A 16,424-nucleotide genomic window follows, 5' to 3' on the forward strand; every position below is an offset into this window, starting at 1 on the left:
GCGCCGCCTGCCGTTCGACGCAGGAGCGCACGCATGTGCCTGGCCGAGCATTCACGTCATCAGGTCCGGCCCGTGCCGGTGCGACTCTCCGCGGAACGCGAGCCTCCGACGATCGCCGCCACCTCGCCACGGTTAAGGACTGCCAGAAGTGCTGGCATATCGCTGAGTTCAACAACAGCCTTCCGGCACACCGTGCAGCCGCCCAGATGGGCTTCGAATTCGCGGCGGTCATCTTCCGACAGCGAATCCAGCACATAGGCGGCGTCCCACATCACGTATTCGCTGCACTCGTTCGGTAACTGCCCGCGAGCGCTGTCCGCGCGGTGTAGCTCCACAACCCGCGTCACCGGGGCATCCCCATGCTGTGCACCATCTGTCGCTGCGCTGGCACGGCCAAATGCAACCGATGGAGTGCTTTGCCTAATCAATCGACTCCACGCCCACGTCATGGCCGCCCGCCTTTTCCAGGGAACTCCTCTTCGTTGTGCCCGCCCGAAACCTTCAGGACGCCTTGTGCTTTGGCTGCGGGCTGGGGCGTCAGTGCGGTCGGGTCGACGACACTGGTGCATCGGGTCCAAGACTGCACCACCTGTCGGGTGGGGTCCTCGATGAGGGCCGGCTCGGCGGGGGGCAGGTGGTCGAGCAGGCCGTGCTTGCGGCAGTAGTCGTCGTTGTAGATGGTGTCGAAATACCGTTGTGGTCCGTCGGGGAAGACCGCGGCGATGGTGGTCTCGGCGGGCATGGTGCGTGCGGCCCACCCGGCCACCAACCCGACCGCGCCCACGCTCCAGCCGCCGCTGGCGTGGTGGGTGGCCGCCAGGGCACGCGCCGCCCACACCGCTTCGGCCGGTGCCACCCAGTGCACCTCGTCAAACGCCGCATAGTCGACGTTGCGCGGGTAGATGCTCGAGCCCAGACCCCGCATCAACCGGCTGGCCGCGGGTTGACCGAAGATCGTCGAGCCGACGGTGTCCACCCCGATCACCTTCAGGCCGGGGTTGGCCTGGCGCAGCACCCGGGCCACCCCGGCCGAATGACCACCGGTGCCCACCGAGCACACCAGCACATCGACACCGCCGAGCTGATCGAGCAACTCCAAAGCCAGCGGTCGGTAGGCGTCAACGTTGTCGGGGTTGCTGTACTGATCAGGGGACCAGGCGTCGGGGTCAGCGGCCAGTAGTTCCGCAATGCGGTCCTTGCGGGCTTGTTGCCATCCGCCGAGCGGGTGGGGCTCGGTGACCAGGTCCACCTCGGCGCCGTAGGCGTGCAGCATGTTCTGCACGATCGGTTCCATGCCCGGGTCGGTGACCACGGTGACCGGGTGGCGATAGACCATGCCGGCCAGTGCCAGTCCCAAACCCAACGATCCGCTGGTGGATTCCACGATGCGCGCTCCCGGGCGCAGGTCACCGCGGGCGCGGGCGCGTTCCACCATGTGTACTGCGGGTCGGTCTTTCATGCTGCCGCCGGGATTGAATCCCTCGAGCTTGGCCCAGAACCCCCGATCGGCCGGAGTCAACGGCTCCGAGATCCGCAACACCGGAGTATTGCCCACCAACCCGGCGGGCTGGCGGTGACTTTCGGCGGCGGGCTGGCACTGTACGGGGCTGCTCTGGCGTTTCGCCAACGCCGTTGACCGTGGAGTGCACGAAAGGCGAGATTCCAAAGATTTCAATGGTGAGCGGGAGAAGTTGTTGTCCATCTGATCGTCGCTTTCTGGCAACAGGCCACAGACGCGGCCATTGGCAAGGGGCAGCGGCCACCGGCCGTCGTGACATGCACAAACGGCCTGGCGCTGACCAATCAGCGACGAATTAGGCGCAACCGAATCAAGAGATCTTGACCGGTCAAAACAGCGCGAAGCCCGCGCGGCGGGCCCCGCCCCGCCAGTATGTTCTGCTGCCACCCCGGACTCGCACCGGCAGCCGCCGCCACGACAACACCCAAAGCGGCAATGGCAGCGCCCGGCGAGTTAGGCAGCACGCCAACCGCAAACGCTTCGTGGTGATCTACCGTCGGCGACCCCTTCGACACATGCGGATGGTCGACGTTGACGGCAAATTGACTGCCGAACGAGGCAACCAGAGCATGCGGCGGGTGGGAGGCAGGAACCTGCGACCGCAACACGGAGTGCCCACCGAAGACAAGCACCCACATCGCGACGCCGACCGCCACGACCGCCACACCGGCGGCAGCCCGCCACCGAGGCCGCCCAAAGACGCCGACGCGACCCGCGTCCGTTCGCATCCGCACTGCCCCCATACCCCTCGAGGGTACTCGGCCTCGCGGGGCGCCGCCACTATGAATGCTTGGGCACAAGCGCGTTTCTCGGCCGGGCCAGTGCGAGGCCGCACTCGGCGGCGACACTCGCTGAATAAGACTCACTCGCAGTTCTTTAGCCCAGCAACTGCGTGGGCATCACCCTGGGCTTGACACCATAGCGTGGCGCGACGCCATAGCCTGCGCGATCGGCCGCGGCCAAGGCCGGCATACCGGCTGCGACCGTCGTCGCCGTGCCCCCTTCCACGGGGGCCGTCCATCCCGAGCCGACCAGGGTGGCGCCACCAGGCGCAGCCGAGGTGACCGTCGTCCACGCTGTCGGCACGGACAATTTCCCGACCGAGGACGCCGAGCCCATAACCACAGATACCGGCGACCCGCCGGAAACTGCGGCTGCCGGCCCCGCCGTGCCCGCCAGAATCGTTCCGAAACTCGGCGGAACGACAGCACCGGCAGCGGCCGAAGCGCTCTGCGACACACCATGACTGACCCCACCGGCAACCGCTTGGAACATGCCCGAAGAACCGACGCCTCCTATCAGGCCGGTGATGCTATAGGCGTCGTTCCAGATACCAATGTTCGATCCCGAGCCAACAAGGTCGTTCAAGAAACCGTTGGTGCTGGAAACGAGTCCCGCAGAAGAAGACTCGGCAGAGCCCGCCAGGGGAGACGCCACCGGTTGCACCGCGGCTTGGCTGACTGCTGCGGCTTGGGCGCCCGGCCCGACCGGGTTGGTGGTCTGTGTCGGCGAGGTCAGCGGGTTCAACGTTGCGGCGCTTGCCGAGGATACCTGGTAGCCGTACATGGCGACGGCATCTTGGACCCACATCTGGGCGTAGGAGGCCTCGGTCGCCATGATCGCCGGCGTGTTCACCCCCAGGAAATTCGTGGCGACAAGGGCTGCCAGCTGAGCCCGGTTGGCCGCTATCTGGGCCGGGGGCACCGTCATCGCAAACGCTGCCTCGTAGGCAGCCGCGGATGCCATGGCCTGACTGGCTGCGTGTTCAACTGCCGCGGCGGTGATGTTCATCCACCCGATGTAGGGCTCGGTCGCGGCGGCCATGACTGCCGACGACGGGCCCACCCACGGCCCGCCCGTCAGCTCAGAGATCACCGACTCGTAGGCGGAGGCTGTGGTAGTCAACTCGGCGGCCAGGTTGTTCCAAGCCGCCGCAGCGGCCATCATCGGCCCGGGGCCCGGGCCGGTATACATCCATGTTGAGTTGACCTCCGGGGGTAGCGCTCCGAAATCGACAGGCATTTCTTTCACCTAACTCTTGCTCATTGAACGATTGCGTTCCGTTCAGTGCCGGCGTCGCCCGCCAGGCGCCCTAAACGGCTGCCGGCTTGGGCATCACGGTGGGCTTAACGCCATAGCGCGGCGCACCCAAGCCGCCGGACGTCCCTGCCCTTGCCACCGACGGCACATGCCGGCTGGCAAAGTTGTCACCGCTGCAGCCCCTGGCGCGGCGCTGGCCGAAGCCGCGCCTGCCCCGCCGCCGGGGGCCGCGCCTCCCGCTGGTGCGGTTTCAGCGGCCCAACTGGCGGGCGCAGCCAACCCGCCGACCGACGATGCTTGGCTCGCAACACCCGCGAGCAATGGCGCCCCACCGGCGCCGGATGCGCCGACCGGCCCCGCCGCACCGGCGGCCGGAGAAAGTCCGCCCAGCCCGCCCGAAGCGAGCCCTCCGGCGCCCAAAGTCTCGGCGCCGTCAGCCACGGAACCGTTGCCCCCCAGCGATGTCCAGGAGAACAGACCCGACGCACCGCTCCCAAACGTATTCATCTGCTGTATTCCGATGAGGCTGCCGTTATTCAGCGCTCCCGGGATGAGACCAAACTGTCCAAACTGGGTCAACTGATCGATGATGACGCTCCTATAGATGTCAAGTGCTGAGTTGGGCGTAGTCGGCGCGGAGTGCGTGGAAGATCTCGCGGGCCAGGTAGCGCTTTTGGCAGCGGATGATTTCGGGCATGGACAGACCTTCGGTGGTGCGGCGGTCGGCGTAGGCGCGGCTGCGGGGGTCGTAGCGCAGTCGCACGACGGTGGCGATGTGCAGCGCGCTGTTGCTGGCGCGGTCGCCGCCGCGGTGTAGCCGGTGGCGGTGGGTTTTGCCTGAGGACGCTGGGATTGGGGCGACGCCGCAGAGGTGGGCAAATGCGGCTTCGCTGCGCAGCCTGTCTGGGTTGTCGCCGATGGTGACCAGCAGTGCCGACACGGTCTCTGGGCCGAGCCCGAATATGGCGGTGGTGGCCGGTGCGGCGGTCTGGGTGAGTTCGTCCAGTTGCTTTCGTAGGGAACGTGTTTCGGTGTCGAGATGCTGAGCCCTTTGGGCGATCGAGCGTAGGGCTTGTTTGGCCGACTGGGCGGGGTCGAGGAGGTTGGTCGGGTCGGGTCGCAGACGTGCGCAGGCGGTGACGAGCTGCGCCGAGGACAGAGAACGTAGCTGGGTGCGCAGGGGTTCGGGTGCGGTGATGACTATCGAGCGCAGGGTGTTGAGGGCGGCGGTGCGGGCTTTGACGGCGCCGTTGCGGGCGACGCGCAACATCCGGATGGCTTCGATGGGGCCGTCGGCGAGCTTCGGCGCTCCGCTCGCTTTGCCTGCCAGTACGGTTCTTGCTGCTGCTTCGGCGTCGATCGGATCGCTCTTACCGCGTTGGCGGCGGAGTCGTCGGTCAGGTCGGGGAACTTCGAGTACCTCGATGGACTGCTGGTGCAGGTAGCGGGCAAGCCCGGCCCCGTAGGCGCCGGTTCCTTCGACACCGACCTGGCCGAGTTTCCCCTTCGACCGCATCCATGTGAGCATCGATGCGTAACCTGCTGGTGTGGCGGAGAATTCGGCATCAGCGATCAGCCGCCCGTTGCGATCGATGACCGCGGCGTGATGGGTGGCGCAGTGTGTGTCCACGCCGCCGCTAACGAGTCGTTTGCTGCCGGCCATGTGCGCGGTAGCCCCTTTCCGTAAGTCGGGCCGTGCGGAAAGGGGTGGACAGCCAGTGATGGGCCGCGGGCGAGCACGCTCCTGACTTGTTGAATGACAACCGGATACCGCGAAGATCTTTGTTTTTCGCAGTGTCCGAGGGTGCCGGACGGCGTTGGCTCGCACTGCTCCTTGCCGCCTGAGGGCTGGCTCATTGATAGCGTGCCGCCGCCGTCTGGCACCCGTGCGGTGTGGCTCGACAGAGGCATGCAAGTAGATCGACTTGAAGTCAGGGTGCCCACCGCGCACGTCCCATCCCAACGAGCGCAAGGCCGCTAACCCGTGATTCTGATCGGTATTGATCCGCACAAGTCCACCCATACCGCAGTCGCAATCGACAGCTCGGGCAAAAAGATTGCTCAACGCCGCCTCCCGGTCAACGCCGGGACTTTCCGGCAGTTGATTTCCTGGTGCCAGCACTGGCCGCAGAGAAGGTTCGCCGTAGAGGGCGCCGCCGGGTTGGGCCGCGGTATCGCCCAGCAGCTCGCTGCGGCCGGCGAGCACGTCGTCGATGTTCCCTCCACGTTGTCGGCGCGAGCCCGGATGCTTGCCACCGGCGGCAACCGCAAGACCGACGCTGCCGACGCGCTGCACGTCGCCCATGTCGCGTTGTTCCGCCCGGATTTGCGCCGCGTCTGCTCTGAAGACCAGACCACCATCTTGCGGCTGCTTACCGAACGTCGCGATGACCTGGTCAGCGAGCGCACCCGCCTGCTCAATCGGCTCCACGTCCTGCTGCGCGACCTGGTCCCCGGAGGAGCGCCCACCGCGCTATCTACTGACAAGGCCGCCGACATTCTCAAGTGGATCAGGCCGATGACCGCGACCGACTGCTGTCGGCGCGACCTCGTCCGTGACCTTGTCGCCGACCTGCGGCGCTTCGACCGGTTGATCAAAGGCAGCGAAACGCAGATGCGTGATGCTTTGAACGCCACCGGAACTACGCTCACCGAACTGCCGGGAATGGGCATCGTCCTTGCCGCCAAAGTCCTCGGTCACGTCGGAAACATTGACCGCTTTCCGACCGAACATCACTTCGCCAGCTACACCGGCAGTGCCCCGCTGGAAGCCTCGAGCGGCAACACGGTCCGCCACCGACTCAACACTGGAGGCAATCGTGCCCTCAACAGCGTGCTGCACATCATCGCCACCTGCCAAATCCGCGACCCCGGAATCGGACAGAACTACTACCGACGCAAAATCGCAGAAGGAAAAACACCCGCTGAAGCACGCCGCGCCCTCAAACGCAGGCTCTCCAACGCCGTCTACCGCACGCTCAAGCGTGATCAACGGAAACTCCTTCCCGAAGCCGCTTGACACACAGAGGCGCTATCAGGTCACACCGCTTCGCGCCGAAGCCCGAGTTCTCATGTGGTGGATGCCGCCCCAAGGCTCGACAGGTCCTCACGAAAGGCACTCGATCGGCCAGGAAATTTCGGGGTCAGATCCTCGGGCCGGCATCCGATAACCATCATCACTGGAAAATTCAGAGTCGGACGAGGCGGCGGCCGCGTTGGCGGCTTCTGTTGTGCCGTACGCACCCGCGCTGTTGCCCAGGGTGCTCACCAGCAGCTCTTGGATTGCCTGGGCTTGGGCGGCGATCGCTTGGTACCGGGTGCCGTAGGCAGAAAATACTTCGGCCTGCAGCGCTGATATCGGATCGGCGGCTGCAGGAATCACATCAGTGGTTGCGGCTGCTGCTGCCGCGCCCTGCGCAGCCATCGAAGAACCGAGACCCTCCAGCTTGCTCGCCGCGAAGGTCAACGCTTCAGGCTGTGTGATTACGAAAGACATTTACTTCACTCCTCACAGTCATGGTTGTCCAAGAACAGTCGATGTCGTCGCTGGCTCCCGGCCGTGATTGAACGAGCCCGGGTCTCCTGGCGACCCTGATTGGCATCCGCTGCTGGACACTTTGGATCGGCGCGGCAACAAACGACGTCGCCGGCAATGTGGTAGCAACTCCCGCAGAGGCGGCCGACGGCGGAATGCGCTCTGGCACCACACGTCGGCTGCGATACCCGCGCAACTGTGGCATCACCGGCATCGCCGTCGGGGTCGCGAGGCCCAGGGCGCACGGGCCGTCGGCCGGAGTCACTCGGATGGTTGACTCGGTCAGCCAGCCGCTGCACGTGCGGCTGGCCGCTGCGGTCGAGGCCGGCTCCGAGCATCCCATCGGCGCGGCTATCGTCGCCGGCGCCCGCGAGCGCGACCTCGATGTCTGAGGTCCGCCGCCTGCAAGGCGAGGGGCGGCTGGTGGCCATGGTCGGCGACGGCGTCAACGATGCCCCCGCGCTGGTGCAAGCCGATTTGGGCATCGCGATCGGTACCTGTACCGATGTGGCGATTGAAGCCTCAGACATCACGTTGATGTCGGACCGCCTCGACGGTGTCGTGCGCTCGATCCAGCTGTCCCGCCAGACTCTGCGCACGATCCACCAAAACCTGGGCTGGGCCTTCGGCTACAACACCGCCGCGATACCCCTGGCTGCATTCGGCCTGTTGAACCCAGTGGTTGCCGGTGCGGCGATGGGGCTTTCCTCGGTCAGCGTGGTGACCAACTCGCTACGGCTCCGGCGCTTCGGCCGCGGTACATGACAATAACGCCCGCCACTCTCGGAGTGCATGGACCCGATCGTTTTCGACCTGAGCGGCCCCCGCCGGCATGATCCACGACCTACTCGTGCGTTGGGTCGTCACCGGACTGTTTGCACTCGGCGCCCTGGGATGCGGCGTGCCGATCCTCACGCGACGCCGGCCCGCGACGGTGGTTGTCAGCCGCAGTCTGCATTTCTTGATGGCAACAGGTATGGCTGTGATGGCATGGCCGTGGGGCGCGCGGCTGCCGGCCTCCGCGCCCGCGGCCTTCTTCCTGTTGGCGGCGGTCTGGTTCGTGGCGATCGCGTTGATCACCGCCCGTTCGCCGGCCGCCCGGGCGTCAGCGGGTTACCACAGCCTGATGATGCTGGCCACTGCATGGATGTATCTCAGCATGAATAGCCTGGGCTCGCTTACGGCTTCGCTCAGTCAACCGCCTGCCCCGATGCCCGAAATGAACATGGCCGCGATGGACCACACGGCAACCACCCAACCGCCCACCTGGGTGACCACGATGAACTGGCTTGGAGTCGTTATCTTCACCATCGCAGCAGCATCTTGGGTTGTGGCATACCTCCGCGAGCGCAGACGCAGTACGATCCAACCTCCGCTACTGGGAGACATCACCGAAGCCATGATGGCCACCGGAATGGCGATTTTGTTCGCTGCCGCGCTGATCGAACTTTGACCTCCGCGCACAATTTGTAATGCCCGGGGGCCGGATACTGTTTGGGGGGTACGGTTCCTATGGTGCTGCCTCGAGCGCTTCAGCCCTTGGAGGGCAGCGGCATGAACACCGTTGCGGCAAACTCCGCTACAGCCGTCAACGGCACCTCGACGGCGCCGTCTTGAGACCTCCGTGCCACTTCCAGTTGGCCGGCCCACCCACTACAAATGAAGGGCCCTTGGTGTCCCTACGCCACCGGATATGTGCCCGCCATGCTGATACATCGCACAGACGGACGGAAATTGAGGTACCGCTGATCAAGAGAAGACCGCAGGGCGCAATCCCGGGCAGCCTCGACGAAAACTATTGCGGCGACTCGCATAGAGGCCTTCGTTACCCCCCACACGGCATACCTCTGCCAGTATTGCGTGGGTGGAGGAGGTCGCGGTTCCGACGAAGCGCTTTGTGCGACAACGCACGGTGAGTACATGCATCAGCATGGCCGCTATCATGGTCGCGCAGAGCAGTCCCGGGGCGGTTATCGTCCACCCACGCCGCAGCCCATACTGCATCAAAGGTATTGCCCTTCAATGTACTTGTGCGGCGCGGTCGCTTCTGACGGCGCGAGATTCCCCGGCGGGGCCGGACCCACGCGTGCCACCGCAGAAAGCGACGCCTTGAACAAGCTGCGCGGCAGGAAGATTGTCGACTCGGCGCGCAGCTAAGGCTCAGCGTCGAGCCGCGGATACCGCCCTTGACAATCCGAAGCTAGGCAACGCTCAGCACATCACGGATGGCCGCGACAACTACATCGGGCCGTTCGACAGGCAGCCACGAGTGGCTCGTTCCGTCAGCGAACACAAGTTCGCCTCTGGGAAAACGCTTGACCAGTGCACGATTGGACGCATCCATCTTGGCATACGTAGCGCGCCACCGGGTTCGCGACCGCGGCACAATCACCCGCACCGGCACATCCGGCAGTGATGCGCGTTCGAGTTCTCGCTTCACTTCGCGCAAATAGCTCGTATGACGCGGCACAAGCCGTGCCGTCTGCAATGCCGCCCAAGGATGATTATCGACATAACGGTAGAACCAGCCCAATCTCGGCTTCGAGATATCCTTCGGCGCCATCCGCCGCAACACGCGCCGGCCCAAGCTGGTCCTGGGAACCCTCAGCAGCTGGGCGATCCCGAGGAGGAAAAGTCCTGCGGCAGCCAGGGTCATCCCTACCAACTCGACAAGTCGTGATTCGGTTACCGGCGCAGAGGGATCAAGCAAGACCAACCCGGCTACTTCTTGTGGATGTCGTAAAGCGAACATCTGCGCGACCAATCCACCCGACGACCACCCCACGATCACTACCGGCGCAGCGCAACGCACTTGATGGATTACGGAGTCAAGGTCATCAGCCATTTCGGCCACGCTGCGCCGAGGTGGACCATCCGCGTCACCACTACCAAGACGGTCGTAGGTTACGACAGTGGCAAAGGACGCGACCCACTGTTCCAACACGCCGCCGAAGGAGTCCGTCGTTCCTTCACCTGCCCCACCGGCTTCAAGGAGGACCGTAGGCCCCTGACCAAGCAGACGTGCGCGAGTGACTCGCTCACCCAGATGGACCCGGGTGGCGGCTTGCGTCGGCAATCTAAGTTCCCTCTCGTGGTGGACACCGCTGGTCGTCATTGCCGCCCACACGCGGAATAATGGAAGACGATTGGAGTCAGTCTAGCGCGGCTGCTGTCGAGGGCCGTACCATCACAGAGTGAACAATTTCTGCGGCTCTGCGTGGCGCGTCTGAAATAGGTTCAGGTACAGCGCATTTACTCGTGTTGGGGGTGCGAATTTTGCGGCTGAGGCACTGGCGGTGGATATCGCTGTCCCGTTGCTGCTTTAACACGAGATGGGCTGGCGTCAGCGACGTCAACTGCGGGCTGTCCACACCGTTCTGCGAACACGGCCTGCGCACTTCACACGATCACGCCCGCCGGTTTCGCTGCCAAACGCAGCATTGCCTACCGGATACACCCAGACCAGCAACGCTACGGAAACTCACAGCGTTAACGACAAAGATCGGCCAGCACACCACCAACCCATTGCTGCATCCGGTAACCATGATCGCGGCGATCGTGGTCGATTTCTCGGGGGCGTCATGGTTTCCGGCGTGCTGTTGGCTCCCACGCACAGTCATACAGGCCCTCGCCACGCCGCGGTCCTGATCGGCGAGGCAGCGCTACTGATTGCCACTGCTAGTATCGAACACCCGTTGATCCGGGCGCCGCTGGCTGCCGCGGCGTGCGGCCTGCAGAACGGGATGATTTCTGGGCTTCCTGAAATGCCCATCCGCACAACGCACTTCACCGGCACCACCACTGACTTAGGGCTTCTCGTAGCCCTTAGTCGCCGCCACGGATTGGATTATTGGAAAGCAGCGATCCTCAACACAACGGTGCTGCTGTTCGTCGGCGGCGCCGCCGCCGGAGTGGTGGTGGGCGGTCGCATCGGCGACCGGGCGCTCATCCCGGCCGCGGTCGCGTGCCTCGCTTTCGCGGCGGCCAACGCATTGCATCACCGCAGGTGTCGCGAGCGGTTGACAACAGCACACCAACCTCCGCCCCCGCTGCCCGGACACGCGCGGAGCGCAGCAGAGCCGAAGAACACAATCAGCCGGTGACTCCTGCCGAGCTGCGGCGGGGTTCGCCAAATCGCTTGGGGCGCTCGTCCGCTCGAGCATGTCAGTCCGCACCTGGGCACGGGAGGCAAAAGGATCTGCGAACGGGTCGACGGCCCGTCAGCACTCAGCTGGCACCGGCCTCGTCCCCGCGCCAAGTGCCCGGAATCATCGGCAGTTTCGGCCCGCTACCGAACTCGTCTTCCTCCAGCCTGGCCATGCCTCCCGCCGCAATAGCCGCTTCCCTGCTCGCTGTGCCGGCAAATCCCAAAGTTCCGGCGCCTTGTTCGGAAAACACGGCTGACGGCGTCGATTCCCCACCCGCTGGCGCGCCCCAGTCCGGTTCGACGTCGACGTTCATGTTCATGAACTCATCGTTGTGGTCGTGCAGCCCCGCACGCCGACGTCGACGTGTCCGCGAACGCGCAGCCGCCCCGGCTGCAGCCGCAGCGACATCGGGCTCCGGCGCCTTCTTCTTCGCGGCAGCGCTGGCACTGGTCCTCATGCCCGATCCGTGCCCGATGCCGGGGCCACCACCGACCAGAAACGGAAAGCCTGGTCCCGTAATTGCCGAAGCTGGAGGCGGTGTGGGGCCTGCGCTGGCAATGGAGCTGGTAGCAGGCGCAGGAGTGGGGGCCGGAGCCGGAGCAGTGGGAGCGACTGACGCTACCGGTGCCATCCCAACCGCGGGTGATACCGACGCTGGCGGTGACCCGGGCAGCGCCACGACGGCGGGGACCGCCGGTGGCTGGACAGCGGCGAGGCCCGACAGTCCTGCTAAGCCGATGGCCGCCCCCACATTCGAGGCGGCGGCACCGAACGCGAAAGCAAGCAACTGCGGTGACTGAATCAAGGCTTGGAAGAGTTGCGGTATGTGCTCTGGGTAGTCGACGAAAATGAGATAGGAATAAGACTGGAACGCCTCTTGCGGATTTGTAAGCAGTTCTTGGATAAACGTTTCAAAATCTTTCGGGAATTCGATGGCACGGGCCACCCACCAGTATGGGTCAGCGGCATTGGTGTAGTCCTCGAAAGGAAGTCCGTTGAGGGTGCCTTCGGTGACATTCCAATCCACCCGACCGCCGGAGATGTTACGTAAGAAATCGGCAACGACGTAGTCGATCACGGTGGGTTCGCCGGCGTGCGTCTCCACACCGGTGCCCGCGCTGGACTGTGTCTCCTGGACTATCTCCGGGGCTGTTCCGGTTGGCGAAGTGGACGCCAGGGCCGCATCCGAGACGGTTTGGTAGGTAGCCATGGTGCTGGCCGCCTGGATCCACATTCGGACGTAGTCGGCTTCATTGAGCGCGATCGGGATGGTATTCATCCCGAAGAAGTTTGTGGCCACCAGCGTTCCGTGAATGACGTGGTTGGCGGCTAGTTCTGGGAGCGTCGGCATCGCTGCCAGCGCTGCTTCGTATGCGGCGGCTACAATTTCATGCTGCGCCGCGGCCCGCGCGGCGGTTGTGCCTGCGCGCGTCAGCCACGCCAGGTAAGGGATGTGGGCGGCCACATACTGCTCGACGCTCGGACCTTCCCAAACTCCCGCTTGCACCGCAACGAGCAAAGCCATGAGTTCGTCAGCAACGTCCGCGTACTCGGCACTCAGCGACGACCATGCCGTGGCGGCAGACAGCAATGAGCCTGCCCCGGAGCCAGCGCTGAGCAGGGTTGAGTGGACCTCGGGTGGTGACGCCATCCACATCGTGGCCATATGTGCACACTCCTTCGCCCGACTGGCTTCGGAGCTTAGTGAACCTGACAATCATTTTCAACAGGTGGAAGTGTGCTTCCTTAGGCATATTCGCAGCCGTCAGGTCCCGGCCTGTTCAGCGGTGCGTCGGTAGCCTCGGATGGTCAGCTCCGTCAGTCCTAAGTGGCGTCCAACGTTGCTGTATCGGTAACTGCTCCCAAGTGGATTCTGATAACCCATGAGTCCAATCAGTCGACGGCGACCGCTTCCCCCCGGGGGGATGGCAAAGTATATGTGGTGGTCCCTTTATCCCGTCAGAGGAGTTCTGTGACATTTTGTCGAACCGACGTGATGGGCCTGCTGCTTGTTGGTGCGCTGCTGATATCGGGATGCGGTGGCAGCACCAATACCTCCGCTCCCTCCGCGGGGCCATCCGCGAAAGTCGACTGTGGTGGGAAAGCGGAACTCAACGCCAGCGGCGCGACCGCACAAGCGAACGCGATACAACAATTCGTCAATGCCTACGCCCACGCGTGCCCTGGTTACACGCTGGACTACGAGGCTAACGGCTCGGGCGCCGGCGTCGAGCAGTTCATCAAGGGCGAAACGGATCTGGCCGGGTCCGGTGTGCCATTGGACCCGGCCAAAGGCGAAACCAACAAGGCGACGGCACGATGCGCGTCCCCCGCCTGGCAGCTGCCGGCATTGTTTGAGCCGATCGCGGTCACTTACCACATCAACGGCGTGAGTTCGCTGAAGCTGGACGCACTCACACTGGCCAAAATTTTCAACGGCACCGTCACCCGGTGGGACGACCCAGCGGTCAGGGCGCTCAACGCAGGCACCAGCCTGCCCTCGTCGCCCATCCGGGTCATTTTCCGCAATGACGAGTCCGGTAACTCGGCCAACTTCCAGCAATACCTCAATGCCGCATCCAACGGCGCCTGGGGCAGAGGCGACGGCGAGACGTTTGAAGGGGGCGTCGGTACCGGCGCCGACGGAGACAATGGGGTGACGGCGGCCCTGCAGACTACCGACGGATCGATCACCTACACTGCCTGGTCATTCGCGCTGGGCAAACAACTGAACATCGCCCAGATCATCACCTCAGCAGGTTCAGATCCCGTGTCTATCACACCCGAGACAGTCGCCAAGACGATCGCGGGAGCCAGAATTGTGAGTCAGGGCAATGATTTGGTGTTGGATACGTCATCGTTCGCCAAGCCGACGCAGCCCGGCGCGTACCCGATTGTAGAGCCAACGTATGAAATCGTCTGTTCGAAGTATCCGGAGTCCGCCACGGGCAGAGCCGTCAGGGCGTTTATGCAGGCGGTTATAGGTCCGGGGCAAGACGGCTTGGCGCAGTATGGATCCATCACACCGCCGAACTGGCTCCAGGCGAGGCTGGCGACAGCGGTCAACGCTATCTCTTGATCAACATGAAGGAGTTTGATGGCAGGCGTCAGTGAGTCCGGGCCGAGGGCAGGCTCGCTTGTCGGGCCGTATCGGCTGATGCGGCTACTGGGTCGTGGCGGAATGGGCGAGGTCTACGAGGCCGAGGACACCCGCAAACACCGAGTGGTGGCGCTGAAGTTGATCTCGGAGCAATTCTCTGCCGACCCGGTGTTTCGCGAGCGGATGCAGCGCGAGGCGGACGCCGCAGGACGGCTGACCGAACCGCATGTGGTGCCGATCCACGATTACGGCGAGATCGACGGGCAGCTGTACCTGGACATGCGGCTGATAGACGGTATTTCTTTGCGCCGCATGTTGACGGCCTATGGTCCGCTGACACCGGCGCGAGCAGTGGCCATCGTGCGGCAGGTCGCCGCCGCGCTGGACGCCGCACACGCCAGCGGGGTCACCCACCGCGACGTCAAACCGGAAAACATCATTATCGGCGTCGACGACTTCGCCTACCTGGTCGACTTCGGCATTGCCCGTGCCGCAACCGATCCGGGGCTGACCCACACCGGAATGGCGCTGGGAACTTACAACTACATGGCCCCGGAGCGATTCGCCGGCGACAGAGTTGACTTCCGGGCCGACATCTATTCGCTGGCATGTGTGTTGGCCGAGTGCTTGACCGGGTCACCTCCTTACCCCGGCAGCAGCATCGAGAGGGTGATCGGCGCGCATCTGATGGAGCCCGCTCCGCGGCCCAGCCAACTGCGGCCCGGCTTAGTTCCGGCGGGTCTCGACCAGGTGATCGCCACAGGAATGGCCAAGAACCCCGAGGAACGCTTCCGCAGCGCCGGTGAACTGGCCGCCGCCGCCCACGCCGCACTGACCACAGCCGAGCAGAACCAGGCGGCCGCGATTGCGCAGCGCGGCGAGCGAACGATCTCATCGACCGGTGCCGGCCCAGCCGCCGCCGACTCTGTCACACAGGCCAGGCCCTGGTCAGCGATGTCAAGTTCGCCCGCGACCCAGAGCGGGTGGACACCGTCACCCGCCGACACCTCGAGCTGGCGCAGCCGCCCGAACGTCCCACCCTTCGTCAGCCCTACCGGCCCACCGGACCCGGCCCCCACATCTGGGGCACGGGCGAAGCCTCGACGCAAACGCATATGGGTCCCCATCGGCGCCACCGCACTAGTGGTGATCATCGGCGTCATCGTCGTCGTCGGACATCTACTCCGGCCGAAACCGCAACCGGCGGCGTCGGCGCCCGGACAGACAATAGTGCCGATGACCGGGCTCGGCTTTCCCTTTTCGCCGGGCGGGGTCGCCCTGGACAATACCGGCAGCGTGTATGTCACCAGCCAAGGCATGTACGGGCGCGTCGTGAAGTTGGCTGACGGGTCGTCCACCCCGACCGTGCTGCCGTTCAGCGGCCTCTACCAACCGCAGGGGCTGGCAGTAGACGCCAACGGCACCGTGTACGTCGCCGACTTCAATAACAGGGTGGTCAAGCTGGCAGCCGGATCCAACACCCAGACCGTGATGCCGTTTACCGGCCTCGCGTACCCGCAGGGCGTGGGGGTCGATGCTACCGGCAATATCTATGTCGCAGACCGCGGCAACAACCGAGTGGTGAAGCTTGATGCCAAATCCAACACTCAGGCTGATCTGCCGTTCACCGGCCTAAACCATCCAGATGGTGTCGCCGTAGACCTTTCGGGCAGCGTTTATGTCACCGACTCGGACAATGACAGGGTGCTGAAGCTCAACCCCGGGTCGAGCGCTCCGACGGAGTTGCCCTTCACCGGACTTGCCGTGCCCTCGGGTATCGCGGTAGACACCGCCGGCGCCGTCTACGTCACCGACCACGAGACCGGCAAGGTGGCCAAGCTGGACACCGGATCGAGCGCCCCGACAACGCTGCCGTTCACCGGCGGCCATCCCGTGGGCGTGGCGGTCGACGCCTCCCGCAAGAAGGTGTTCGTCGCCGACAACGGCAACGGCAGACTGGTGCAGCTGGCAGCGGGATAGCCGGCAGGGTTTCCGCTATCCGCTGCATGGCCGAAGTTGGCCGGTCCAGTGCGAACCGGTCCAGTGGAAACTGCTTTTGGCGAATCCTTGAGCCGGCGCCAC

The 16,424-nt window shown here is 64.6% G+C and carries 10 protein-coding genes and 4 pseudogenes; 7 read left to right on the plus strand and 7 right to left on the minus strand.

What is annotated here, in order from left to right; all coding sequences use genetic code 11:
- Window positions 1-59: 59 nt before the first annotated feature.
- The 4 genes and pseudogenes from QXK92_RS34220 to QXK92_RS30905 all read right to left on the minus strand — a co-directional run bounded on the left by QXK92_RS34220 (window position 60) and on the right by QXK92_RS30905 (window position 5,222).
- Window positions 60-347, minus strand: a complete 288-nt coding sequence (locus QXK92_RS34220) for an anti-sigma factor (RefSeq protein WP_371934623.1) — start codon at window positions 345-347, stop codon at window positions 60-62.
- A gap of 197 nt (window positions 348-544) precedes the next feature.
- Window positions 545-1,627 (minus strand): annotated as a pseudogene (locus QXK92_RS30895) (PLP-dependent cysteine synthase family protein); the annotation flags it as partial.
- Window positions 1,628-2,395: 768 nt separating this feature from the next.
- Window positions 2,396-3,541, minus strand: coding sequence for a PPE family protein (locus QXK92_RS30900; protein ID WP_306248248.1), 1,146 nt, complete (start codon window positions 3,539-3,541; stop codon window positions 2,396-2,398).
- Window positions 3,542-4,166: 625 nt separating this feature from the next.
- Window positions 4,167-5,222, minus strand: coding sequence for an IS110 family transposase (locus QXK92_RS30905; RefSeq protein WP_055577414.1), 1,056 nt, complete (start codon window positions 5,220-5,222; stop codon window positions 4,167-4,169).
- Between the two features lie 321 nt (window positions 5,223-5,543).
- Between QXK92_RS30905 and QXK92_RS30910 the strand changes: the two genes are divergently transcribed.
- Window positions 5,544-6,578, plus strand: coding sequence for an IS110 family transposase (locus tag QXK92_RS30910; RefSeq protein WP_065135592.1), 1,035 nt, complete (start codon window positions 5,544-5,546; stop codon window positions 6,576-6,578).
- A 183-nt stretch (window positions 6,579-6,761) separates the two neighbouring features.
- On the opposite strand, the pseudogene QXK92_RS30915 reads toward QXK92_RS30910, so the two are convergent.
- Window positions 6,762-7,055: pseudogene (locus tag QXK92_RS30915) on the minus strand (PE family protein); the annotation flags it as partial.
- 308 nt (window positions 7,056-7,363) lie between these two features.
- Here QXK92_RS30915 and QXK92_RS30920 point away from each other — a divergent pair.
- The 3 genes and pseudogenes from QXK92_RS30920 to QXK92_RS30930 all read left to right on the plus strand — a co-directional run bounded on the left by QXK92_RS30920 (window position 7,364) and on the right by QXK92_RS30930 (window position 8,547).
- Window positions 7,364-7,486, plus strand: coding sequence for a hypothetical protein (locus QXK92_RS30920; protein ID WP_256101373.1), 123 nt, complete (start codon window positions 7,364-7,366; stop codon window positions 7,484-7,486).
- A pseudogene (locus QXK92_RS30925) lies at window positions 7,479-7,859 on the plus strand (HAD-IC family P-type ATPase); the annotation flags it as partial. The gene QXK92_RS30920 and the pseudogene QXK92_RS30925, both read left to right, overlap by 8 nt.
- A gap of 67 nt (window positions 7,860-7,926) precedes the next feature.
- A complete protein-coding gene (locus QXK92_RS30930; RefSeq protein WP_055576599.1) occupies window positions 7,927-8,547 on the plus strand; it encodes a DUF5134 domain-containing protein in 621 nt (206 codons plus the stop codon).
- Window positions 8,548-9,294: 747 nt separating this feature from the next.
- Here QXK92_RS30930 and QXK92_RS30935 read toward each other — a convergent pair.
- Window positions 9,295-10,209, minus strand: a complete 915-nt coding sequence (locus QXK92_RS30935) for an alpha/beta fold hydrolase (protein ID WP_082658380.1) — start codon at window positions 10,207-10,209, stop codon at window positions 9,295-9,297.
- Between the two features lie 365 nt (window positions 10,210-10,574).
- On the opposite strand from QXK92_RS30935, the pseudogene QXK92_RS30940 reads away from it, so the two are divergent.
- Window positions 10,575-11,197, plus strand: a pseudogene (locus tag QXK92_RS30940) (DUF1275 family protein); the annotation flags it as partial.
- Window positions 11,198-11,321: 124 nt separating this feature from the next.
- Here QXK92_RS30940 and QXK92_RS30945 read toward each other — a convergent pair.
- Window positions 11,322-12,908: a PPE family protein gene (locus QXK92_RS30945; protein ID WP_306248251.1), complete on the minus strand. Its 1,587-nt coding sequence runs from the start codon at window positions 12,906-12,908 to the stop codon at window positions 11,322-11,324.
- Between the two features lie 306 nt (window positions 12,909-13,214).
- Between QXK92_RS30945 and pstS the strand changes: the two genes are divergently transcribed.
- Window positions 13,215-14,321, plus strand: coding sequence for a phosphate ABC transporter substrate-binding protein PstS (gene pstS / locus QXK92_RS30950; RefSeq protein WP_371934629.1), 1,107 nt, complete (start codon window positions 13,215-13,217; stop codon window positions 14,319-14,321).
- Between the two features lie 18 nt (window positions 14,322-14,339).
- Entirely contained in the window at window positions 14,340-16,322 is a 1,983-nt protein-coding gene (locus QXK92_RS30955) for a serine/threonine-protein kinase PknD (RefSeq protein WP_306248253.1), read from the plus strand.
- Window positions 16,323-16,424: the final 102 nt, after the last annotated feature.

It is taken from the genome of Mycobacterium sp. TY815 (assembly GCF_030755135.1).
Lineage (GTDB): Bacteria > Actinomycetota > Actinomycetes > Mycobacteriales > Mycobacteriaceae > Mycobacterium.